The organism is Agarivorans sp. DSG3-1, from assembly GCF_046774965.1.
GTDB lineage: Bacteria > Pseudomonadota > Gammaproteobacteria > Enterobacterales > Celerinatantimonadaceae > Agarivorans.
Map to the genome: position 1 here is coordinate 46,413 of NZ_CP177241.1, position 23,523 is coordinate 69,935.

15 protein-coding genes, 1 tRNA gene and 3 rRNA genes are annotated in these 23,523 nt (G+C 46.0%); 5 read left to right on the forward strand and 14 right to left on the reverse strand.

The genetic code is table 11. The annotated features are described in order from the left end of the window. Positions 1-22 precede the first annotated feature (22 nt). Positions 23-1,753 (forward strand): GGDEF domain-containing protein, encoded by a 1,731-nt coding sequence (locus ACLD71_RS00250; RefSeq protein WP_411992306.1) that lies wholly within the window; start codon positions 23-25, stop codon positions 1,751-1,753. 247 nt (positions 1,754-2,000) lie between these two features. Here ACLD71_RS00250 and rrf read toward each other — a convergent pair. The 5 genes from rrf to pssA all read right to left on the reverse strand — a co-directional run bounded on the left by rrf (position 2,001) and on the right by pssA (position 8,394). Beyond that, positions 2,001-2,116, reverse strand: a 5S ribosomal RNA gene (gene rrf / locus ACLD71_RS00255). Between the two features lie 117 nt (positions 2,117-2,233). Beyond that, positions 2,234-5,124 (reverse strand): 23S ribosomal RNA (locus ACLD71_RS00260). Positions 5,125-5,366: 242 nt separating this feature from the next. Beyond that, positions 5,367-5,442: transfer RNA gene (locus ACLD71_RS00265), tRNA-Glu, on the reverse strand. A gap of 107 nt (positions 5,443-5,549) precedes the next feature. Beyond that, positions 5,550-7,092, reverse strand: a 16S ribosomal RNA gene (locus tag ACLD71_RS00270). The 16S, 23S and 5S rRNA genes sit together here with 1 tRNA gene alongside, the layout of an rRNA operon. 453 nt (positions 7,093-7,545) lie before the next feature. Then, on the reverse strand, positions 7,546-8,394 hold the full coding sequence (gene pssA, locus ACLD71_RS00275; RefSeq protein ID WP_411992308.1) for a CDP-diacylglycerol--serine O-phosphatidyltransferase: 849 nt from the start codon (positions 8,392-8,394) through the stop codon (positions 7,546-7,548). A 179-nt stretch (positions 8,395-8,573) separates the two neighbouring features. On the opposite strand from pssA, the gene ACLD71_RS00280 reads away from it, so the two are divergent. Beyond that, positions 8,574-8,831, forward strand: a complete 258-nt coding sequence (locus tag ACLD71_RS00280) for a hypothetical protein (protein WP_137674925.1) — start codon at positions 8,574-8,576, stop codon at positions 8,829-8,831. Positions 8,832-8,869: 38 nt separating this feature from the next. Here the strand turns inward: ACLD71_RS00280 and clpB are convergent, their stop codons facing one another. From clpB to rluD, 3 genes are all read right to left on the reverse strand, one after another. After that, the gene (gene clpB / locus ACLD71_RS00285; protein ID WP_411992310.1) at positions 8,870-11,440 is read right to left on the reverse strand and encodes an ATP-dependent chaperone ClpB; all 2,571 of its coding nucleotides are present in this window, start codon (positions 11,438-11,440) and stop codon (positions 8,870-8,872) included. A gap of 115 nt (positions 11,441-11,555) precedes the next feature. After that, entirely contained in the window at positions 11,556-12,287 is a 732-nt protein-coding gene (gene pgeF / locus ACLD71_RS00290) for a peptidoglycan editing factor PgeF (protein WP_411992312.1), read from the reverse strand. A gap of 3 nt (positions 12,288-12,290) precedes the next feature. Next, entirely contained in the window at positions 12,291-13,259 is a 969-nt protein-coding gene (gene rluD / locus ACLD71_RS00295) for a 23S rRNA pseudouridine(1911/1915/1917) synthase RluD (RefSeq protein WP_411992314.1), read from the reverse strand. Between the two features lie 244 nt (positions 13,260-13,503). Between rluD and ACLD71_RS00300 the strand changes: the two genes are divergently transcribed. Both ACLD71_RS00300 and ACLD71_RS00305 read left to right on the forward strand, forming a co-directional pair. Further along, entirely contained in the window at positions 13,504-14,238 is a 735-nt protein-coding gene (locus ACLD71_RS00300; RefSeq protein WP_137674921.1) for an outer membrane protein assembly factor BamD, read from the forward strand. 105 nt (positions 14,239-14,343) lie between these two features. Continuing rightward, a protein-coding gene (locus tag ACLD71_RS00305) for an IS3 family transposase (protein ID WP_411992316.1) occupies positions 14,344-15,548 on the forward strand; the annotation gives its coding sequence in 2 pieces (ribosomal slippage) (positions 14,344-14,731 and positions 14,731-15,548; 1,206 coding nt in all). A gap of 41 nt (positions 15,549-15,589) precedes the next feature. On the opposite strand, the gene ACLD71_RS00310 is transcribed toward ACLD71_RS00305, so the two are convergent. The 3 genes from ACLD71_RS00310 to ACLD71_RS00320 all read right to left on the reverse strand — a co-directional run bounded on the left by ACLD71_RS00310 (position 15,590) and on the right by ACLD71_RS00320 (position 18,244). Continuing rightward, on the reverse strand, positions 15,590-15,928 hold the full coding sequence (locus ACLD71_RS00310) for a P-II family nitrogen regulator (protein WP_137674920.1): 339 nt from the start codon (positions 15,926-15,928) through the stop codon (positions 15,590-15,592). A 291-nt stretch (positions 15,929-16,219) separates the two neighbouring features. Beyond that, positions 16,220-17,833, reverse strand: coding sequence for a methyl-accepting chemotaxis protein (locus tag ACLD71_RS00315; protein ID WP_411992318.1), 1,614 nt, complete (start codon positions 17,831-17,833; stop codon positions 16,220-16,222). Between the two features lie 207 nt (positions 17,834-18,040). Continuing rightward, positions 18,041-18,244 carry a hypothetical protein gene (locus ACLD71_RS00320; RefSeq protein ID WP_411992320.1) on the reverse strand — a complete coding sequence of 68 codons (204 nt, stop codon included), beginning with the start codon at positions 18,242-18,244 and terminating at the stop codon, positions 18,041-18,043. A 235-nt stretch (positions 18,245-18,479) separates the two neighbouring features. Here ACLD71_RS00320 and ACLD71_RS00325 point away from each other — a divergent pair, with 235 nt between their 5' ends. Then, complete coding sequence (locus tag ACLD71_RS00325; protein WP_137674918.1) at positions 18,480-18,998, forward strand: GspH/FimT family pseudopilin; 519 nt, start codon at positions 18,480-18,482, stop codon at positions 18,996-18,998. 13 nt (positions 18,999-19,011) lie between these two features. Here the strand turns inward: ACLD71_RS00325 and ACLD71_RS00330 are convergent, their stop codons facing one another. From ACLD71_RS00330 to ACLD71_RS00340, 3 genes are read right to left on the reverse strand one after another with little or no spacing between them, the layout of a single operon-like run. Beyond that, entirely contained in the window at positions 19,012-19,323 is a 312-nt protein-coding gene (locus ACLD71_RS00330) for a hypothetical protein (RefSeq protein WP_303551980.1), read from the reverse strand. Beyond that, positions 19,307-19,738, reverse strand: a complete 432-nt coding sequence (locus ACLD71_RS00335) for a type IV pilin protein (protein ID WP_411992322.1) — start codon at positions 19,736-19,738, stop codon at positions 19,307-19,309. Before ACLD71_RS00335 ends, ACLD71_RS00330 begins: the two co-directional genes overlap by 17 nt. Beyond that, positions 19,739-23,482 carry a pilus assembly protein gene (locus ACLD71_RS00340; protein ID WP_411992324.1) on the reverse strand — a complete coding sequence of 1,248 codons (3,744 nt, stop codon included), beginning with the start codon at positions 23,480-23,482 and terminating at the stop codon, positions 19,739-19,741. Positions 23,483-23,523 lie beyond the last annotated feature (41 nt).

The window sequence follows — 23,523 nt, forward strand, 5'->3', positions numbered from 1 at the left end:
AATGAATATAGGAAGCGACAGGATGCGAGCCCAGTTACAGTTGGAGTTTAACGATCTAATTAGACAACAAAGCATTAATACCGCTTTCCAAACAATTTGGGATCATAACAACAACCAAGCCTTAGGTTATGAAGCCCTGTCGCGCGGGCCAACAAATAGCTACTTTCACTCGCCTTTAGCGCTCTTTGAGTTTGCTCGTCAATCGAGTCAACAACATGAATTGGAACTTCTCTGCGCTCAACTCGCTAGCCAACGCTTCGATAAGCAGAATATACAGGGTCACTTATTCATAAACTTTTCGCCCGATACTTTACTGTATATTTACCAGCAGAAAGGCGCTCTCTATTTTAAGCAACTCATCCCAGCCAATGGTCAGTTAGTCATTGAGCTCACCGAGCACCTTCCCATTTGTGTAGATGAAGCTCTTCTGGAATGCGTATCAGATTTACGTAAACTGACGATTTCATTTGCTTTAGACGATTTTGGCGCAGGTTACGCAGGCATAAAGACTTGGTTACAACTCAGCCCCGAATATCTAAAGCTCGATTGTTTTTTTTGCGAACAGTTGCTTGAGAATGGCAAAGTCGGTACAGCGATTACAGCGATGGTTAACCTAGCCGAACAAATTGGCAGCCAAGTCATTGTAGAGTGCATTGAAAATGCCGAACAATACCAGCAGTTAATAAACTTAGATATCCCCTACTTACAAGGCTTTCATATTGCCCGCCCTACCTCTAAGCCAAAGCAACGTGAAACAGCACCTGCCACCCCGATTAACAGCGAACCCTATACAGCACTTTCCTTAGCAACTATAGCTAGCACTGTTGTGCCAGAACTGTCCTCAAAAGAACTGCTAAAAACAATGCTAGAAGACAAGTCTATTCACTCACTGCCGGTGGTAAATAAGCATCAACAAGTCTTAGGTTTACTTAAGCGTGAAGAGCTACTGTCTAGGTATTCAGGGCCTTACGGACACTCACTCAATCAGCGGAAGACCGTGGCCGATCTTATGGATACCAAACCTCTTATTGTTGATGTTAATACTAATTTGAGCGAGATCGGTCGTAAACTTAGTCAGCATACTGTTAGCGGTTTAGATGCCTCTTTCATTGTGACCCAAGATAATCACTATTACGGTATAGGTTTAGCCGTAGATGTGATGCGCAAGTTATCAGACTACAAACTACAACTTGCACGCTATGCAAACCCACTGACAGCTTTACCCGGTAATGTCCCCTTACAACGTAGTCTAAATAACTTAATCGCCGCTAATCAAAGCTTTGATCTTGCCTACTTTGACCTCAATAACTTCAAACCATTTAATGATATTTGTGGTTATGAACGAGGCGATCGCATGATCAAACTTGTCGCTGAGTTATTAAGATTACACCTATGCCGGCATGCACATTTTATTGGGCACCTCGGTGGCGATGACTTTATTGTGATTTTTACCCGACAAGGCTGGCAACCATCGGTACTGCAATTGCTCAATCAGTTTGATTCTCGGCGAGAACCGCTTTATCGCCAAAAAGACTTAGACGCTGGCGGAATTGTCGCTAAAGACCGCGATGGCCAGCAGCGTTTTTTTCACTTAACCGGTTTAGCTGTAGGAGTCACCCGCTGGACAAGCGCAACTCAACTCAGTATCCAAGAGTTAAGTGAACGCGCCAGCCTTGCTAAGAAGCAAGCCAAAAAAAACCATTGGTCTACCTTGTATGTTCAAGAGAGTGATGAGCGGGAAAGGGTAGAATAAAGCTCTTTTAAAAACACAGAGTAAATTGCCTCGAGCGATAAATCGCAGACAATAAAAAAGCCCGCTCATTGAGCGGGCTTAGTAATAAGAGCCTGGCGGTGGAACAGGGGCGCAGCATAGCTGCTTCCGCTTCGGCCTAAAAAAGCACGCTTTTTCCTGGCGGCCTTCGCCCTACTTGAAAGTAGCCCACTTTTTTTGTCCAATAAAAAACCCCACTGTCTTGCGACAATGGGGTCATCTAATAAGAGCCTGGCAGTGACCTACTTTCACATGGGGAAACCCCACACTATCATCGGCGCAGTTGCGTTTCACTTCTGAGTTCGGCATGGGTTCAGGTGGGTCCACAACGCTATTGCCACCAGGCAAAAACTTGTTGTCTTTAACATTCGAAAAAGCTGAAACATCCCACGAGTCTAACAAGCACTCTTGGTTTCTAAATAAGATAATCTTCATCAAACATACACACCACTTAGGTGTTGTATGGTTAAGCCTCACGGGTAATTAGTACAAGTTAGCTCAATGCCTCACAGCACTTACACACCTTGCCTATCAACGTTGTAGTCTCCAACGGCCCTTCAGGGGACTTAAAGTCCCAGTGAGAATTAATCTCAAGGCCTGCTTCCCGCTTAGATGCTTTCAGCGGTTATCAGTTCCGAACGTAGCTACTGGGCAATGCTATTGGCATAACAACCCAAACACCAGCGGTTCGTCCACTCCGGTCCTCTCGTACTAGGAGCAGCTCCCTTCAATTCTCAAACGCCCACGGCAGATAGGGACCGAACTGTCTCACGACGTTCTAAACCCAGCTCGCGTACCACTTTAAATGGCGAACAGCCATACCCTTGGGACCGACTTCAGCCCCAGGATGTGATGAGCCGACATCGAGGTGCCAAACACCGCCGTCGATATGAACTCTTGGGCGGTATCAGCCTGTTATCCCCGGAGTACCTTTTATCCGTTGAGCGATGGCCCTTCCATACAGAACCACCGGATCACTATGACCTACTTTCGTACCTGCTCGACGTGTCTGTCTCGCAGTTAAGCTGGCTTATGCCATTGCACTAACCGTACGATGTCCGACCGTACTTAGCCAACCTTCGTGCTCCTCCGTTACTCTTTGGGAGGAGACCGCCCCAGTCAAACTACCCACCAGACACTGTCCGCAATCCCGATAAGGGACCAACGTTAGAACATCAACACTACAAGGGTGGTATTTCAAGGTCGGCTCCACATCATCTAGCGACAACGCTTCAAAGCCTCCCACCTATCCTACACATGTAGGGTCAATGTTCAGTGTCAAGCTGTAGTAAAGGTTCACGGGGTCTTTCCGTCTAGCCGCGGGTACACCGCATCTTCACGGCAATTTCAATTTCACTGAGTCTCGGGTGGAGACAGCTTGGCCATCATTACGCCATTCGTGCAGGTCGGAACTTACCCGACAAGGAATTTCGCTACCTTAGGACCGTTATAGTTACGGCCGCCGTTTACCGGGGCTTCGATCAATAGCTTCGTCCAAAGACTAACCACATCAATTAACCTTCCGGCACCGGGCAGGCGTCACACCGTATACGTCATCTTTCGATTTAGCACAGTGCTGTGTTTTTAATAAACAGTTGCAGCCAACTGGTATCTGCGACTCTCAGCAGCTTAGGGAGTAAATCCCATCACCATCAAGAGCGTACCTTCTCCCGAAGTTACGGTACCATTTTGCCTAGTTCCTTCACCCGAGTTCTCTCAAGCGCCTTGGTATTCTCTACCCAACCACCTGTGTCGGTTTGGGGTACGGTTTCGTATAATCTGAAGCTTAGAGACTTTTCCTGGAAGCAGGGCATCAACCACTTCATGTCCGTAGACACTCGTCATCAATTCTCAGCCTTAGACACCCGGATTTTCCTAAGTGTCCAGCCTACAACCTTAAACATGGATAACCATCACCATGCTGGCCTAGCCTTCTCCGTCCTCCCATCGCAATTATACGAAGTACAGGAATATTAACCTGTTTCCCATCGACTACACTTTTCAGTCTCGCCTTAGGGGCCGACTCACCCTGCTCTGATTAACATTGAACAGGAAACCTTGGTCTTTCGGCGAGGGGGCTTTTCACCCCCTTTATCGTTACTCATGTCAACATTCGCACTTCTGATACCTCCAGCAAGCCTTACGACTCACCTTCAACGGCTTACAGAACGCTCCTCTACCATGCTTGAACAAGTCAAGCATCCGTAGCTTCGGTGCATAGCTTAGCCCCGTTACATCTTCCGCGCAGGCCGACTCGACCAGTGAGCTATTACGCTTTCTTTAAATGATGGCTGCTTCTAAGCCAACATCCTGGCTGTCTAAGCCTTCCCACATCGTTTCCCACTTAGCTATGACTTTGGGACCTTAGCTGACGGTCTGGGTTGTTTCCCTTTCCACGACGGACGTTAGCACCCGCCGTGTGTCTCCCGGATAGTACTTAGTGGTATTCGGAGTTTGCAAAGGGTTGGTAAGTCGGGATGACCCCCTAGCCTTAACAGTGCTCTACCCCCACTAGTATTCGTCCGAGGCGCTACCTAAATAGCTTTCGAGGAGAACCAGCTATCTCCCGGTTTGATTGGCCTTTCACCCCCAGCCACAAGTCATCCGCTAATTTTTCAACATTAGTCGGTTCGGTCCTCCAATTGGTGTTACCCAATCTTCAACCTGCCCATGGCTAGATCACCGGGTTTCGGGTCTAATCCCAGCAACTATGCGCGCAGTTAACACTCGGTTTCCCTACGGCTCCGCTATTCGCTTAACCTTGCTACTGAAATTAAGTCGTTGACCCATTATACAAAAGGTACGCAGTCACCCCACGAAGGGGCTCCCACTGCTTGTACGTATACGGTTTCAGGTTCTATTTCACTCCCCTCACAGGGGTTCTTTTCGCCTTTCCCTCACGGTACTGGTTCACTATCGGTCAGTCAGGAGTATTTAGCCTTGGAGGATGGTCCCCCCATATTCAGACAACATATCACGTGTGCCGTCCTACTCGATTTCACTTAAAGTAGATTTTCATGTACGGGGCTATCACCCTGTATCGCTGTCCTTTCCAGAACATTCCACTAATCACATAAAAGCTTAAGGGCTAATCCGGGTTCGCTCGCCGCTACTACCAGAATCTCGGTTGATTTCTTTTCCTCCGGGTACTTAGATGTTTCAGTTCCCCGGGTTCGCCTCGCAACGCTATGTATTCACGTTGCGATACTGCATAAAATGCAGTGGGTTTCCCCATTCGGAAATCCATGTCTATAACGTCTTTTATCGACTTAACATGGCTTATCGCAGATTAACACGTCCTTCATCGCCTCTGACTGCCAAGGCATCCACCGTATACGCTTAGTCACTTAACCATACAACACCTAAATGTTGTCGCTTAACTAACTTGAATGGTCAGGCTGTATAAGTCCTGCCATTCGAGTACGATCACCTTATTTTTTTGAATACCAAAAACACTTGTTATTTAACTCGTATTTTTGAGATATTTTTTATCAGCTTTTCCAAATTGTTAAAGAGCAATTGGTTTCTTAGAAACCAAAGCTAAGCACTGTATAAACAAATGCTTAGCTTTGTATTCTCAAACCAAAGAGAGAAATGGTATCCCGTACGAGATTTGAACTCGTGTTACCGCCGTGAAAGGGCGGTGTCCTAGGCCTCTAGACGAACGGGACACTGTAAAGCTGTTCTCGTTGGTCCTAAACCGCACTAGAACTTATCTCTCTTTATCTTTTCATCAAGCAATCTGTGTGAACACGTCACAGGAACATCAGCATCATAATAAGGAGGTGATCCAGCCCCAGGTTCCCCTAGGGCTACCTTGTTACGACTTCACCCCAGTCATGAACCACAAAGTGGTGAGCGTCCTCCCGAAGGTTAAACTACCCACTTCTTTTGCAGCCCACTCCCATGGTGTGACGGGCGGTGTGTACAAGGCCCGGGAACGTATTCACCGTAGCATTCTGATCTACGATTACTAGCGATTCCGACTTCACGGAGTCGAGTTGCAGACTCCGATCCGGACTACGACATGCTTTTTGGGGTCCGCTTACTCTCGCGAGTTCGCATCCCTCTGTACATGCCATTGTAGCACGTGTGTAGCCCTGCCCGTAAGGGCCATGATGACTTGACGTCGTCCCCACCTTCCTCCGGTTTATCACCGGCAGTCTCCCTAGAGTTCCCACCATTACGTGCTGGCAAATAAGGATAGGGGTTGCGCTCGTTGCGGGACTTAACCCAACATCTCACGACACGAGCTGACGACAGCCATGCAGCACCTGTATCTAAGTTCCCGAAGGCACCAAACTATCTCTAGTAAGTTCTTAGTATGTCAAGGGCAGGTAAGGTTCTTCGCGTTGCATCGAATTAAACCACATGCTCCACCGCTTGTGCGGGCCCCCGTCAATTCATTTGAGTTTTAACCTTGCGGCCGTACTCCCCAGGCGGTCTACTTAATGCGTTAGCTGCGTTACCCACGAGTTAAACTCACAGACAACTAGTAGACATCGTTTACGGCGTGGACTACCAGGGTATCTAATCCTGTTTGCTCCCCACGCTTTCGTACATGAGCGTCAGTTTTTGTCCAGGTGGCCGCCTTCGCCACTGGTATTCCTTCAGATCTCTACGCATTTCACCGCTACACCTGAAATTCTACCACCCTCTACAAAACTCTAGCTTCCCAGTTCCAAATGCCATTCCCAGGTTGAGCCCGGGGATTTCACATCTGGCTTAAAAAGCCGCCTGCGTACGCTTTACGCCCAGTAATTCCGATTAACGCTCGGACCCTCCGTATTACCGCGGCTGCTGGCACGGAGTTAGCCGGTCCTTCTTCTGTCGCTAACGTCAAAGATAGCAAGTATTAATTACTACCCCTTCCTCACGACTGAAAGTGCTTTACAACCCGAAGGCCTTCTTCACACACGCGGCATGGCTGCATCAGGCTTTCGCCCATTGTGCAATATTCCCCACTGCTGCCTCCCGTAGGAGTCTGGGCCGTGTCTCAGTCCCAGTGTGGCTGATCATCCTCTCAAACCAGCTAGGGATCGTCGCCTTGGTAAGCCATTACCTTACCAACTAGCTAATCCCACTTGGGCTAATCTCTACGCGAAAGGTGCCGAAGCATCCCCTCCTTTGGTCCGAAGACATTATGCGGTATTAGCAGTCGTTTCCAACTGTTGTCCCCCACGTAAAGGCATATTCCCAAGCATTACTCACCCGTCCGCCGCTCGTCATCTTCTAGCAAGCTAGAAATGTTACCGCTCGACTTGCATGTGTTAAGCCTGCCGCCAGCGTTCAATCTGAGCCATGATCAAACTCTTCAATCAAAGTTTTTTCGCTCAAAGTAAAAACTGAAAATTATTACTGTTAAAACAGTGCAAGCATCCAGTTCACTTAAGCTAATTTTTTCGCTTAATGCCCTGTGAGTGCTCACACAGATTGCTTGATAAATTGTTAAAGAGCGTTGCTTCGTTGCCGAAGCGAGGTGCGCATTCTACGCTTTCCTCTGTGGCTGTCAACCGCTTTTTAATATTAATTAAGAAGAAGTTTTTGCGCCGTTAATAAAGCCTCAGGCCTTACCAACCCTGACATCGTTTCTACATCGCTTTGCAGCGCCGCTTGCCGTGTCAGTGGAGTCGCATTATAGGGATGCCCTTTAGGAAAGCAACCGTTATTTTGAATTTTTAACGTTTATCCAAACAAAAGTCTGAATTTGATTATTTATAAAGCAAAAAGGCGCAAATAAGTGCGCCTTTTTCAATAATTACACTATATGAGGCTTAGCTTTTGTCTTGCTCTTGTTCCGAACTGACTGAGTCTGCTTTTTTCTCAGTAGGTTTTGGTGTCGCTTCTGGAGCATTACACTCTAGATCTTCTTCGTCACCCACCACATGCTCAAATCTAAAGTCCTTTACCGTGCGAATAGTATAAACCGGACCAGACACTGCATAAGCAGCAAACAAGGTAAACAAGATAACCGCTGGCTTTACAGCCACCACAATAAACACTAATACAATAAGCAGTACGGCAAAAAACGGGACTCGGCCTTTTAGGTCAATACCTTTAAAGCTGTGGTACTTAAAATTACTCACCATTAGCAAGCCACTTATTACGGTAATTAAACAGGCAATAACGCCTGATTTATTTCCCGGGAATTCCATGTCTTGGGCAAACCACACCATACCAGCAATAAGCGCCGCAGCAGCAGGACTCGCCAAACCTTGGAAGAAGCGTTTATCAGCGATACCTACCTGAGTATTAAAGCGCGCTAAACGCAGCGCTGCACCAACTGTATATACAAAGGCAGCTAACCAACCAATTTTTCCTAAATCGTGTAAGGCCCAGTTATAAACAACTAATGCGGGTGCAATGCCAAAAGACACCATATCGGCCATTGAATCGTATTCAGCACCAAAGGCACTTTCGGTATTAGTTAAACGCGCGACTCTTCCGTCGACACCGTCAAATATCATGGCCACAAAAATGGCAATGGCTGCGGCCTCAAACTGCCCATTCATGGATGCAACTACGGCGTAAAACCCTGAAAAAAGACCTGCGGTGGTAAACAAGTTGGGAAGCAAGAAGATGCCCTTTTGCCTAGCACCGTCGCTAATTTTTTGCTCTGTCATTTAGCTACTCTGTGAAACTGCCTAAAAAACTAGGGCTAAAAATAGCATATGCCCCTAGTTGTTAATAGTGATTCAAAGACAAATTGGAGTAGATGAACTATATCTTAATCAAGTGTCATCAATTTCAGAGATAGACAAACTCATAAGTTGAAAAGTTTTCGCAAATTGGTAGTAGCAAGATGAATATAGACAGATTGATCGAACATTTAAGCCTGAGTTCGGAGCAGATAAGTCAGTTTACCGAGCTAGAACAACAATACAGCCAACTCATGGACAATATGTTTGGCTTTGAAGGCGACCGCAAGCAAATGTGGAAAGCTATGCGGGACCTAGTGAAAGAAAAAGACTTAGAAATAATTAAACTGCTCGACAAGAGCCAACTCGAAACCTATCTCACCCTTAAACAAATTCAAAAACAACAACGCAGGCAAAGCTAATGTAACCCAAGGCTCATTAGCTTGCTGCGCGAGCACTGCTAGTTAAAGCTGAGCTGTCCGTCTGTTAATTCTATGCGAATTGTTTTACCGGGTTCTATTTGCCCAGACAAAATGGCATTGGCTAATGGGTTTTCCAATTGCTGTTGGATCGCTCGCTTAAGTGGGCGAGCACCATAAACAGGATCGAACCCTGCCTGCCCTAACTTATCTAACACCGCATCACTAAACTCTAGCTTATAACCTTTTTCTTCTAGGCGGGGCACTAAGCGCTGTACCTGTATCGCCGCTATTTCACGAATTTGTTCATGCGCCAGAGGATGAAAGACTACCGACTCATCGATACGGTTAATAAACTCAGGTCGGAATTGTTGAGCCAATACGTCCATTAATGCGGTTTTAATTTCTTGGTGAGTCATTTCTCCGTGGCGCTCTTGGATAATGTCGGAGCCTAAGTTGGAGGTCATAATGACCACTGCATTGCGAAAATCTACCGTACGGCCTTGGCCATCAGTTAAGCGGCCATCATCCAATACCTGCAATAAAATATTGAATACATCTGGATGGGCTTTTTCTACCTCATCCAACAATATCACTGAATAAGGACGACGCCTGACTGCCTCGGTGAGATAGCCGCCCTCCTCATAGCCCACATAACCCGGTGGGGCACCAACGAGTCGAGCGACTGAATGTTTTTCCATGAACTCTGACATGTCGATTCGAACCATCGAGTCTTCGGTATCAAACATAAACTCGGCTAACGCTTTACACAGCTCAGTTTTACCTACTCCCGTTGGACCTAAAAACAAAAAGGAACCAATTGGGCGGTTGGGATCAGATATCCCAGCACGACTACGACGAATAGCATTGGAGACAGCTTCTACTGCTTCACTTTGGCCAATCACTCGGCCGTGCAGCTGTTGCTCCATGCGCATAAGTTTATCGCGCTCACCTTCGAGCATCCGATTCACCGGAATACCCGTCCAGCGGGAGAGTACATCGGCAATTTCAGCGTCAGTAACTTTATTGCGCAGCAAGCTCATGTCTTGCATTTCGGCCTGAGAGGCTAAATCTAACTGGCGCTCTAATTCTGGTATCCGACCATATTGCAGTTCAGACATTCGATTTAAGTCACCAGCACGCCTGGCAATATCCATGTCTAAGCGGGCTTGCTCTAAATCAGCCTTAATATGTTGAGTTCCAGATAATGCCGCTTTTTCAGCTTTCCATACTTCATCTAACTCGCGAAATTTGTGCTCTTTATCTACTAACTCACTGTCGAGTAGCTCTAGTCGCTTAACACTGGCGCTATCAGACTCTTTCTGCAGCGCTTGACGCTCCAGCTTGAGTTGAATGATTTTTCGCTCAAGTTTGTCCAAGGCTTCTGGTTTGGAATCGATTTGTAAGCGAATGCTTGAAGCCGCTTCATCAATCAAGTCAATCGCTTTATCGGGTAACTGACGATCGGAGATATAACGATGTGACAAACTTGCAGCTGCCACAATCGCTGGGTCGGTAATTTCTACAGAATGATGCAGCTCATAACGCTCTTTCAAGCCACGTAAAATGGCAATGGTGTCTTCCACATTAGGCTCTTCCACCAGCACTTTTTGGAAACGACGTTCTAGGGCTGCATCTTTTTCTATGTATTGGCGATATTCATTTAAGGTCGTCGCGCCCACACAGTGAAGCTCCCCTCGCGCTAATGCTGGTTTAAGCATATTACCCGCATCCATTGCTCCATCGCCTTTACCTGCCCCCACCATAGTGTGCAGTTCATCGATGAACAAAATCACTTGGCCTTCTTCTTGAGAAAGCTCATTAAGAACCGCTTTTAAACGTTCCTCAAACTCACCACGATATTTAGCCCCCGCTACTAACGAGCCCATGTCTAAAGACAAAACACGTTTATTTTTTAAGCCTTCTGGTACTTCGTGATTAATGATGCGCTGCGCTAAACCTTCGGCTATGGCGGTTTTACCCACTCCAGGTTCACCAATAAGCACTGGGTTATTTTTAGTACGGCGTTGCAATACTTGAACGGTACGACGAATTTCATCGTCACGGCCAATCACCGGATCCAGCTTGCCTTGTTCGGCGCGCTCAGTGAGGTCGATGGTATATTTTTCGAGTGCTTGGCGCTGATCTTCGGCATTCGGGTCGTCGACCTTTTGGCCACCGCGCAATTTTTCGATGGCTTTGTTAATGTTTTCTTTATTCGCGCCCAACTCGCGCATGATGTCGCCAAGCTTACCTTTGTCTTCGGTTACCGCTAAGAAGAAAATTTCTGACGAAATGAACTTGTCTTTACGTTTTTGCGCCAACTTGTCACAAAGATTAAGCAGCACCACCAACTGATTGGATAGCTGAACCTCTCCACCAGTGCCTTCTACACGAGGCAGTTGCTCTAGGGCTTGAGATAGTTGTGAGCGTAAGGCACTACCTTCAATGCCAGCTTCTACCAACAGGGGTCGCAAAGATGCTGCGTCTTGATTCAACATGGCCGACATTAAGTGTACCGGCTCAATAAATTGGTGATCTCGCCCAAGCGCAAGCGATTGAGCATCAGAAATGGCTAATTGAAATTTGCTTGTGAATCTATCTAGGCGCATGTGGCACCTCCACTTGGATAAGCTATTAATGATTATGTGGGATTGAAAGCAAAAAAAATCAAGATATCAGGCGCTAAATATTAACGTTCAACACCAAATCTGTGAACTTTACGGTTTATTCAGATAACCAAATGGCGGCAGCCATACGACCGGTTTGTCCTTCCCGTCGATAAGAAAAGTAATGCTGTGGATGGCTATAAGTACAGATACGCTCAGAATAAATAGCGCCTATTCCTAAAGCCTGTAACCGTTGCTCGGCGAGAGTGAAAATATCGGCGTAATATTTATCGGCTTGAGAAGCTTGAGTAAACGCGCTGGCGGCCCTAGCGTTGTGTTGCACAAAACGCTGTTTTACCTCTGCACCCACTTCAAAAGCCTGAGGGCCAATAGCGGGTCCCATCCAAGCCATAAGCTGCTGCGGTTCTACTTGCATTTTTGCGACGGTTTTTTCCAACACTCCATCTACCAAGCCTCGCCAACCGGCATGTGCTGCTGCTACTACAGTTCCTTGCAGGTCGCAAAACAATACCGGCAAACAATCGGCGGTCATCACTACACATGCAGCACCTGAACTGGCAGCAATACTGGCATCGGCTTCGCTAAGTACATTGGCTTGGTCACTAGCATCCACGACTCGAGTACTGTGTACTTGCTTGAGCCAGCATACCTGCTCGGGCATAGACATTTGAAAATTCGCACGATTGCTATTTACCGCAGCAAGCTCATCGCCAACATGGTCACCCAAGTTATACGAATCAAAGGGCACTTGGCTCACTCCCGCTACACGATCGCTATAGACAGCAACCACGTTTGCGGGGCAAGGCCAATTCACCGAGTGCTTAGCCAAGCTCTAACCCAAGTCAGGATTGAGTTTATGATCCGCTCGCAAGGCGTCGGCAATATCTAACATATCTTGCGGAACCGGCGCGTGCCATTCCATCATTTCGCCAGTAATTGGGTGCTCTAAACGCAACATAACAGCGTGCAGAGCCTGACGCTGAAAACCGCGCATAGCGACAATCAGTTCTTCACTTGAACCTTTAGGCAAACGCAAACGGCCGTAGGTTTGGTCACCCAATAGCGAATGGCCAATATGGGCCATATGCACGCGAATTTGGTGAGTACGACCGGTTTCTAAGCGCAAGCGAATACGGGTATGCTGGCGAAATTTCTCGGCAACACGGTAATGCGTAACCGCAGGTTTACCTGAGGTGACAACTGCCATGTGGGTGCGTTTAGTAGGGTGACGGCCAATAGGCTCTTCCACCAAACCGCCGGCTGTCATAGTACCAGTAGCAATGGCTTCGTACTCACGAGTCACTAAGCGTTTTTGCAAAGCATCCACTAAGTGAGTTTGAGCGGGTACGGTTTTAGCCACCACCATCAAGCCAGAAGTGTCTTTATCTAAGCGGTGCACAATACCGGCACGTGCTACCTCAGCAATAGATGGGTATAAATGCAACAAGGCATTAAGTACCGTACCGCTGTTATTGCCAGCTCCTGGGTGAACAACCATGTTAATGGGTTTGTTAATCACTAGAATATCGTCATCTTCATAAACAATATCTAGTTTGATGTCTTCAGCTTTCGCTTCAACAACATCTTCTAACACAGTATTTAAGACGATTTCTTCACCGCCCACTACCTTTTCCCTAGGTTTTACCTTAAGTTCGCCATCCAAACGAACACACTCCCCTAATATCCATTCTTTAATTCGAGAACGAGAGTAATCAGGGAACAACGTCGCTAATGCTTGGTCTAGGCGGGCGCCTGCAAGCTCTTCGTCGACGATTGCACGCAACTCTAATTGTTGACTCATCTTAGGTTTTACCTCTGACAGGAAGGCCAAAACGGGCTATTGTAATCATTCTAAAGCTAAAGCATAGAAGAAAATGGTTTGTTAGACGCTGCTCTCACTATATATATCACTCGGCGATTGACGGTTTAGGTGGCATAGAGGATACTGTTTGCCCATTATTTACGGTGAATGGCGTAATACTTTTAGCAAGTGCGGAGTATTGTTATCGGGCCATCACATAAACGATTAAGACGATTTTTAGCTCATGATGCGCGTTTACAAGCAAACAATTTCAGTAATACTTCTCGGCCTTGCGCTGAGCGCCTGTTCTTCGTCGAAAGAAAAGCCGAAGATCCCAGACAAGCCCGCTTCAGAGCTTTACGCCGAAGCACAAACTGCAATTAACAACGGTGCGTTTACCGATGCTGCAGATAACTTAGAAGCATTAGATACTCGTTACCCATTTGGCCCTTATTCAAGCCAAGTACAACTTGATCTTATCTACGTTTATTACAAGCGCAGTGATACTGCGATGGCACTTGCGAGCAGCGAGCGTTTTATTCGTAACAACCCCACGCATAGCGCCTTAGACTACGTGTATTACATGCGCGGTTTAACCAATATGTCAGCAGATTACAATTTGTTCCAAAGTGTCGTAGGTATTGATAGGTATGACCGCGACCCGAGTTTTTCTCGTCAAGCCTTTAACGACTTTAGCACGCTAATTAACCGCTATCCGCGCAGTGATTATGCCCCAGATGCTAAGCAACGTATGGTTTACTTAAAAGACAATTTAGCTCGTCACGAAGTGGCTGTGGCACGTTATTACATCAAACGCGAAGCATTTATCGGTGCGGTAAACCGCGCACGTTACGTGATTGAGAATTTCCCAGATACGCCTTCAGCACGAGATGCTCTAGAAGTCATGGAGCAAGGTTACAAGGCTTTAGGTGTGACAGACAAAGTGGAACAAACTGCGCTAATACGCAGCGCTAACTAAATAACTTTCAGAAATAAAAAAGGCGAGCTTAGCTCGCCTTTTTTATTGGCTATGTACCGTCCTAAATAAGGTTGACACATATCCAACATGAAATTGGAGAGTGTCATGAAAACAACCAGTAAACGTACCCAACGAAATTATTCTCTTGCCTTTAAATTGGCAGTGGTAGACCAAGTTGAAAAAGGCGAAATGTCTTATCGACAAGCTCAGGACCGTTATGGGATCCAAGGTCGCTCTACCGTTTTAGTTTGGCTTCGCAAACATGGTCGACTAGATTGGTCTAAAGGAATAGAGCATACGAGAATGGTAGGTACTGCTATGTCAAATTCTTCTTCGCCTCAAACCCCAGAGCAACGCATTAAAGAGCTAGAGAAGCAGCTAGAAGACTCTCAGATGAAAGCTGATTTCTTTGAAGCGGTGGTAAAAGTCATGGATAGAGACTTCGGAGTTCGGCTCTCAAAGAAGCGCAAGGCCGAGTTATTAAGGAAAAAGCGGTCCGAAAGTTAACTGTAACGAAAGCCTGTCACTTCATGGGTATTACACGGCAAGCTTTTTACAAGCGCGGTATTGCCCAGGCTCACCAAATACAAAAAGATGAGTCAGTGCTCAACTTTGTGAAAGTACAAAGAATGATGCACCCTCGTATCGGGGCTCGTAAGCTCAAGTACCTACTTGCCCAGAATGCTATCGATATTGGCCGAGACCGCTTATTTTCTTTACTAAGAATGAATCGATTATTAGTTCATAATCGAAGGGCTTACCATCGAACCACACATAGCAATCATCGTTTTTACTGCCATCCTAACCGCATAAAAGAAGGCCTAATACCAGAGAGACCAGAACAGCTATGGGTGGCTGACATCACCTACTTGGCAACGCTAAGCGGTGAAGCCTATCTCAGTCTCGTGACGGATGCTTACTCAAGAAAAATAGTGGGATATCACCTAGGTAAGGATATGAAAGCTTACACGGTCAAACAAGCATTCTTAAATGCGTTGAAGGAACGAAGGTCTATAGGGGAGCTTGTTCATCATTCGGACCGAGGTGTTCAGTATTGCTCCAGTGAATATCAAGCGATACACCGTCAGCAGAATGTATCTTGTTCGATGACAGACGGTTATGACTGTTATCAGAACGCCCTTGCGGAGAGAATAAATGGAACACTAAAGATGGAGTACTTGCTGAATAAACCTACAGACTTAAATGAGGCACGAAAAATGGTCGATGAATCGGTTAAGCTCTACAATGAATATAGGCCTCACGAGGCACTAAAATACAAAACGCCCGATGAAGTGCATCGAGCGTTTTAGTTAATCAAGTGTCAACCCATATCAGGACGGGTCACTATAAATTAAATAGCATCTTCGTTTTCTTCACCGGTACGAATACGAATAACACGGTCTACATCGCGAACAAAGATTTTACCATCACCGATTTTACCGGTTTGCGCAGTTTGTACGATAGTTTCAATACAGCGCTCTAGATCATCTTGCTGAACAACAAGTTCTAGTTTCATTTTAGGTAAGAAATCTACTTTGTATTCAGCGCCGCGGTAAAGCTCGGTATGTCCTTTTTGACGACCAAAGCCTTTTACTTCTGTAACCGTCATACCAGTAATACCAATTTCAGCTAAGGCTTCGCGAACATCATCCATCTTAAATGGCTTGATAATTGCCGTTACTTGCTTCATTTGTACTTCCTTATTTTTATCATTTTGTTGAGTCTGTATGTTGTTTACTTTAAGCCAAGCGCAAGCAAGTAACAACGGCGTAAAGCAAGCTTGGTCGGCAAAACTGCACAAAAAGTGTCAATTATTGGAATTAGAGTGATACTTAATAGGCTGTTTGTTAACGTTTTTATGCTTTGCTTGCGTTAAATACGTTTTTCCTCACTTAATCTAGGTGAAACGCGCTAACGCTGAAAAATCGAACAACTTTGACTCTTTGCTAGCTTAATGCTCAAATTTCCCAACAGCATACCTTTATACTTTGAATGCCGCTAAGCTCTGGCCTTGCTCATTCGCAATGGCCGCAACTTGGTCAGACTGTACCGATAACTCGTCGATTTGTGACTGACGCAATTGGCTTTGTTTTACCAAATCATCCACCGCTTGATTAACATGATGACTCGCTTGATTTTGCTCAGCAGTAGAGCGGGAAATATTAACAGTTTGCTGTCGCACAGTAGCGACGGCTTGCTCAATATCATTCATTGCGATAGATAAATGCTCACTCAATTGCTGAGTTGATTGCATCTCGTTCTGACAAGAGGCCATCGACTCCCGCGCTTTATTGGTCGCATTATGCAGTGTATTGATCATTTCACTAATTGAATCGGTTTGTTCACGGGTTTGCCCCGCCAGTTTACGCACCTCATCCGCAACCACCGCAAAGCCGCGCCCATGTTGCCCTGCTCTAGCCGCTTCTATGGCTGCATTTAACGCCAGTAAGTTAGTGCGTTCTGCAATACTGTTAATCACTTGCACTACTTCACCCACTTGGTCTACTTGCTGATCTAACTCACTCATTCGTTGCGAGTTACGTTGCATTTTGTCGGCCAAACCTTGTAGATGCGTACTAGTACTCTCTAGGGTTTGCTTACCTTGTTCTGCAAGTTCAGCCGACCGCTGGCTATCTTGCTCTGCGTCATTTCCTGCACTGGCAATATCCCCCATAGTCGTATCCATTTGCACCACCGATGAGGCGATTAAGGCAATCCTATTTTCTTGCTCGGCGAGTTGCTGTTGTTGGCGGTGAGTAATATTAGCGCTTGCCTCTGCGGCTTGCTTAAGTTCGATGCCTCGGGCGCGTAGTTGAGCAATATTACTACGGTTATGCTCGCTGGCTTGGTTAAGCCAACTTGCTAACTGCCTAAACTCTCGTGGACTAGACACTGGGCAACTATGAGTAAAATCACCTTGTGAGAGCTTATGAATAGCTTCGCCTATTTGTTTAACACGGCTACGCACCAAACGAACAATGGCGATACACAAACCAACAAAAACCATAATACCTACCGCACTCAAGGCCAATAACAAACGCTGACTATGCAACATAGTTAACTGCGTATTCTGGGTGGCATTTTCGATAATAGTTACACCTTCTGCTAGTAGCTTTTCTAAATGCAATTGCAGATTATCGAGCGGTTCAGACAAGCTGGATATATCTTGTTGAATAGCGAAATTTAGCTGTACTTGCTTTGCTTGTAAGCCAAATAATCCAGCCTCGATGACAGCACCTTCAAGTATATCAATGGCCATAGACACACTGGGGAAGTCAGCTAACTCAGGGTTGTCTTTAAGTAAAATATTGTAGTTAAAACGCAACCTTGAAATGTAACTTTGCATCTGCTTTAGCTGGGTTTGCGCATTATTTGGATCTTGAGTGGTAACCAGTTGCAACTGAGCGTTCATTAAACTGGCCGCATCAGCAATAAATGCGTCATAGGCCATTTTAGATTCCGCGATATCGGCAAACAATATCGGCACTAATCGAGACATTTCATCGCGAGCAGAACCCATAGCATAAAGCACCAAACCTTGACTAGATACAACCTCACTCTGTACCTCTAAACGTTGCTCGACACGAGTAAGCAAACTTTACATGTCTTGGTCTAGCTCCGCCACGCTCTCTGCTATGCGCGTTTGATCATCATCGAGTAAATCTAAGGCTTGGCTAAAGTGAGTAAATACACTTAGCGCCGTCACTAAGGTGTTTAACTCAGAATCAAACAGCGCTCGCTGTTCGGCAAAGGTCTCTGGATTTTGGCTACTAATGGTATTTCTTAACTGACGGTCGAGCTGCTATGCCGCTCTGTCAATTTGCGCAGCCAGCTCTGCAACGGGTAAGGCTTGTTCATCAAGCTGCTTAAAAGAGTGGCTTAGCTGATTCATCCCCCACAATGCAATCATCACAATACCTAAGGCAATGGCAAACTGCAGAGCCATTGATAAGGCAAGTTGATGTACCAAAGTGAGTTGATTCTTGAAGGGCTGTTTTAAAAACATATTTAGTTACCGCTGGAGATCCGCGGCCATTTATAGGGGAGCTTTATGACATTTTTATTAACCCCACTAAGACATGATATTAATCGTACAAAGGCTTGATTAAAATTTGCCAAAGGTGGCAAATAGGCAATAAAAATCATCTCAACGTGAACAGGCTCATGCACAAAAAAAGCAGTCAGCCTGTGAGGGTATACACTTATAGAATCAATACTCTTTAAAGCAACCGAGCGTTTGAATGAAACAAGCTGGTTTTACTCTTTTGGAACTCATGATAACCATTGCCATCGCGGTTATTTTACTTGGAGTAGGTGTGCCCAGCATGAATGCGCTCTTTCAATCAATGGCGGCCGATGCCTCTACCAACCGTATGATGCGAGAGGTTCGTTTTGCTCGCAGCCAAGCCATCAATCTAAACCAGCGGGTAGTTGTATGTGCTTTGCAAACCAACAATAGCGACTGCGGTGGAAATATGAACGCAGGATTAACGGTATTCGCCGACGACAACAGTAATGGAAAATTAGATGCAGGCGAAAAAGTATTGTTAGCTGCCGAGCCATTTTCCGATGCGGGAAATACCAGCTTTAAAGGCTCTGTCACCTCACTGTCTTTTGCCAGTGATGGGCTTATTGCAGGTAACTCTGGTAGCTTATATTTTTGCTCTAATGACAATCAATATATAGACGGCGTTGTGGTATCAAAAGGCGGTAACATTCGCTTTGTTGTTGATAGCGAAAAAAACAGCTGCCCAATTTAAAACCCAAAGGCTGTTAATACTGCAGTTCAGCAAAGCGTGTATTGGCAATATCAGAGCTAAAGCTATCATTAAACCCAACACATTCAAATTCAACAATACCGCCAAGCTTTTGAACCGTGGGCTGGTGCTCGGTATATCGGCTTTTAAGTTCCTCGCTAATCGCATCGAGATTACTCAAACCTTTAGGACTAGCAATAATGACTTGGTCTATACCATTGCTCCCCGCCATATAACATTTAACCGTTTTGCCCCAACTGCTTGTTGCAGACAGTGTAAGCACCAAAAATATAAGTAATTTATTCATATCATCACCAACAATCAGCATTCGCATTTCCCTGGGCATCAAGCGCAGTTTTTGCCCCTTCGTCATCCATAGAAAAACTTCGGCAATCTTTATCTGCAGTACTTTGAGAACCCTGAGCAGTTGCTTTTACCGTAAAAGTGCTGCTCGCTGACGAAGCCGTTAACGTAATAGAGTAGTAGGCATTTTCGGTGTTGTAGCTGGTTGCGCCGGAAGCGGCCATCCCCAAAGCAGCCAGGGTAGAAGAGTACTCTGCATTATCGGCATAATATTGTTCTTGAAGTACCGCCAAAGTAGCCAGTTCTTTCATTGCTTCAGTGCGGCGAGATTCAGCAACAAAAGAAGTATATGCGGGATACCCCACCGCCGCTAAAATAGCCACAATGGCCACTGCAATCATTAACTCAATCAAGGTAACGCCGAGTATTGAACGTTTCATTTAGCCCTCATCAAAGTAAAAATAGATTTGTTTGGGACTCATATCCATATTGGCTTCACGTGAGCCTTCTCGACACGAACCAGTTTGCTCACAGGTATGCTGCTGGTCTTCGTCTTCATCATCAAACTGTAGGTCTTCGCCAGGGTCGCCCCCAAATACACGAATCACCGACTCGCCAGATTCGTCTTCTCCTGAGTGAATAATCAGATCATCCGGTACCTTGTTATCTACATCGTAGTAACGGCTATGATTGATACTGGTGCCAATATGCATACTGACACCGTAAGTGCGCCCAGTACCAATCGTAGGAATGGTACAGGTGGTTGAGTTGGTGGTTTCTGGAATAAAGGAGGTGAAATACAAGTCGCCGCCTAGTACTAGGGCTGCCCCCAAAGATTTCTCACCATCTTCAACAAGGTTATGTACCCAGCCTTTAGACGCCCCTAGTGCAATAAGCTGAGTCTCTATTGCGGTTTCATCAGTTAAGCTACCGATAGGGTCACTGGTTATGTTGTACAAATCACTACTCGTAATTGCAATCGGCTGCTCGTTGTCATCCAAGGCCGTGAAATTTGTCGATTGCACGTTATAGTCTCTAAACATATAGAAGCGATTGTTTACCCCGTCGGGGTCTTTGTCACTGACCGGTTTAGTTCGGTCTCCTGTGCCAATTAATACCGCATCATAAGGGATCTGCTGGGAATCGGTGATAGTGACTTGGTCACTACCTTGACCAGTGGTCACCCGAGTAAGCTTTTTGAGATAGGTTCTTACAATTACCGGTTCAGTGAAAAACTTCCTCTTATCGGTAAGCACAGAGTCATCGCTAATCTTGGCCAAGGCCGTCATCTTCCAGTTGTCTTCATCGGTAGAATGTAAATCTACTCGCCAAAGCTGACCGCCCATATCACCAAAATACAAACGATCAATGTTGCCATCACCGTCGCTGTCTAAGCTGGCAACTTTTGCTGGGACGCTATGTGTTAGCCGATCATCTTCGCTATTGGTTAGGCTCCACACTAAGCTGCCATCTAAGGCATCTACAATAAAAACGCCTCGCCCTTTGTCATCTATAGCTGGATTGCTTAAGTCTTGGTTTACGTCATAACCAGCACCAAATATCACTACCGGATTAGTGTGCCCCGGAACATAACCAACAGTAGGTTGCGACCAGCTTTGACCCAGCTCCGACATTCCAGTGCTTGAACTGTCAATCTTCCAAAGCATTTTGGGTAAATCGGGGTTAGTAAGGTCCATGGCATAATATGCATCTCCCCCTCTGCGCAAGCCAGTAAATACCAGCACCTTATCGCCGCTAGTGCTGTACTTACCATCATTATCGGTATCTTTTAAGAACACTGTAGGTGTTCCATCCACCCCGTAAACATGTTGCGAACTGGCAATATTATTTCGCAGGGTTAACTGCCGGCCTAAAAGCTCATAAGGAAAGAAAGCCCAACTTTCTGTAACGCTAGACCCCGAATCCTTAAACATATGCATTGCACCACCATTGGTCCCCACCAATATACGAATATCCATGTCATCAGGGTCGGTACTACTCGCACTGGCCCCACTACGCAGGCCATAATTAATCACTAATGGTCGAGAGTGCAGGGGGTCGCCCATCAAATCACTGCGAATAGTTGTTAAGCTATCGCCATCATCATTGTCAATGTCACTGCCTCGTATCCAATTAATGTGATCAGATAAAGCGGTTTCCACCACCCCAAGATGATTAGCTAAATTGGCACTAGTGCTTGCTCTGGAGACAAGGTTAGTTGAGTTAAGATTGGCGAAATTGCCACTATTGCTTTGATTAAAATAAACCATGCGAGCATCGTTACTGGCTAAGCTATCGGCCACCCCACCCAGCTCAACATTGTTTCCGTCTTTTACTGAGGACCAAAAAGTTTTCGCTTCATCAATAATCGAACCGTCAGCACCGATTGCTGGATTACCATTTTGGTCCACCATGTAGCCTTCAGCAGAGAGTTCGAGTTTCTTCAGGTTTCCTCGCCATCGTGGGGTTAGCGAAGGTTTAAACATCGCATAATAAACCCTATCTAGCGTTCGAGTACGGTCGAAGTTATTGCTAGTCACCGCAGGAGAAACCAGCGATGAGTTTTCTTCGTAGATACCAATGAGTGCTTGGCGCAAGGCCGACTCCAACTCCACCCCGCCCTCTGCAGGGTAAAAACGACCCTCGGCATTTTCGGCCGTGGCAATCAACATCGCAGAGCCACCTTCGATAACATCTTCACCAAAACCAATAGTAGAAATTTTAGCGTACTGGCGCCCATCTACATCGCCATTGATGTCATTAGTATTCATCCATTTGGCCAGTACGGGCAAATATGAACTGGCGCGGTTGTCGGTTTCTCCAGCGTCTGGTTCTTCACCATATTTTACTGGGGAGCTCCAAGTACAAGCACTAACAGTAGCCGCACCGTCACACCCTGCCGCACCGTTAGTATTAATTGGCAAGCTGCCTACATTGTCATTTTCTTCTGCATCAACGGTTGGCGTCCCGTCAGTGATATAAATAATGCTAATTGAGCTATCACAGCCAACTTCGTAAGGTGTTATGTAACTGCCCGAAGATTCGATAGAGGTATCGCGATTATTAGCCCCATTTGGCCCCTCCAGGCCGTACACTACAGTTTCTCCGGCAAAGTAACGCTTGGCTTCCATAAGCGTCTCAACGAGAGGCGTGCCGCCATCGGCATCAAGCTCAACCACGTCAGTAATCAAACCATCGTTATTATCCGCGGCTTGAATCCTTCTAATCACTCGGCCGCCGTGGTTAGATGTGTTAAATACCATCAAACCAAAGCTCACGCCGTTGATAGTGTCGAGCGCATTAGCCAGTGCTTCTTGAGCAATCTCAATTCGTGGCCGTGTAGTTGTGGCGTCTGCATGATGATACCAACGAAGATAATTGGCGCTATATAAGGTAATTAAGTAGCCATCATCAAAGCTATCTTTGGTGGTTTGTTCTGCATCGGTTTTATTCAGTGTATAAAAATCTTCGGTATTATTAGAAGCGCCGTTGATGGGGTAACCTTGAGGTGCATCAACATAGGAATTGTTGCTTTCTCGATATTGGCCAGGATTAATGGTGGATACCACTTTATCAACAAAACTGCCGTCTGATTCTTGAAGTTTAACGGTAAATGCTCGTGGGTCACCGCTCTCATCCAATAAACGACCATCACTAGCATCACTGACTAACTCATAGTCATCCATACAATCAAGCACGGTGTAATTAGCACCGTTGTTCAACCGAACATTATCCCAAGATCCAGTGCCACCTTGTACCCGATGCTCACGAAAATAGCCGGTAAAAATGCCATTTTTAGCAAGCGCTTCGTATGAGGCAGCACAGTTGTTAATGTCCCAAATAAATCGGCGGTCGTCGTTCGCACCCGTAGGGATATATGAGCCATCTACGCCATTAACCGTAAAGTAAATAAAATCGTTATCTAAGCTATTTTGCGAGCTCACCGCAACGGGGTAATCTTGGTAACTCAGGTCGCCACTGCTGTCGCGATTGTAGCCTTGGCGGGTAGTAATATTCCATGCCATACTGCCAGAGGTATCAAAGATAATCAGTACTTTAGGATCAGCAGAACTCAAGCTATTAAAGTCGAATAGAAACAATTCAGTGTCGTCTGCCCATACAGGGCAAGTTACCGACATTGTGCACAAACAGGCAAGCAGCCCCGACCTTAAATGACCATTCATCTGCTCTCTCCTTTTATGTATTGATTTGGCTTATCAAGTGC

What these genes read in the sequence shown, in the direction of transcription:
- ACLD71_RS00250 (WP_411992306.1), top strand. Translation starts at nt 23, where the DNA reads ATGCGAGCCCAGTTACAGTTGGAGTTTAACGATCTAATTAGACAACAA.
- pssA (WP_411992308.1), bottom strand. Translation starts at nt 8,394, where the DNA reads ATGACAGAGCAAAAAATTAGCGACGGTGCTAGGCAAAAGGGCATCTTC.
- ACLD71_RS00280 (WP_137674925.1), top strand. Translation starts at nt 8,574, where the DNA reads ATGAATATAGACAGATTGATCGAACATTTAAGCCTGAGTTCGGAGCAG.
- clpB (WP_411992310.1), bottom strand. Translation starts at nt 11,440, where the DNA reads ATGCGCCTAGATAGATTCACAAGCAAATTTCAATTAGCCATTTCTGAT.
- rluD (WP_411992314.1), bottom strand. Translation starts at nt 13,259, where the DNA reads ATGAGTCAACAATTAGAGTTGCGTGCAATCGTCGACGAAGAGCTTGCA.
- ACLD71_RS00300 (WP_137674921.1), top strand. Translation starts at nt 13,504, where the DNA reads ATGATGCGCGTTTACAAGCAAACAATTTCAGTAATACTTCTCGGCCTT.
- ACLD71_RS00310 (WP_137674920.1), bottom strand. Translation starts at nt 15,928, where the DNA reads ATGAAGCAAGTAACGGCAATTATCAAGCCATTTAAGATGGATGATGTT.
- ACLD71_RS00320 (WP_411992320.1), bottom strand. Translation starts at nt 18,244, where the DNA reads ATGTTTTTAAAACAGCCCTTCAAGAATCAACTCACTTTGGTACATCAA.
- ACLD71_RS00325 (WP_137674918.1), top strand. Translation starts at nt 18,480, where the DNA reads ATGAAACAAGCTGGTTTTACTCTTTTGGAACTCATGATAACCATTGCC.
- ACLD71_RS00330 (WP_303551980.1), bottom strand. Translation starts at nt 19,323, where the DNA reads ATGCTGATTGTTGGTGATGATATGAATAAATTACTTATATTTTTGGTG.
- ACLD71_RS00335 (WP_411992322.1), bottom strand. Translation starts at nt 19,738, where the DNA reads ATGAAACGTTCAATACTCGGCGTTACCTTGATTGAGTTAATGATTGCA.
- ACLD71_RS00340 (WP_411992324.1), bottom strand. Translation starts at nt 23,482, where the DNA reads ATGAATGGTCATTTAAGGTCGGGGCTGCTTGCCTGTTTGTGCACAATG.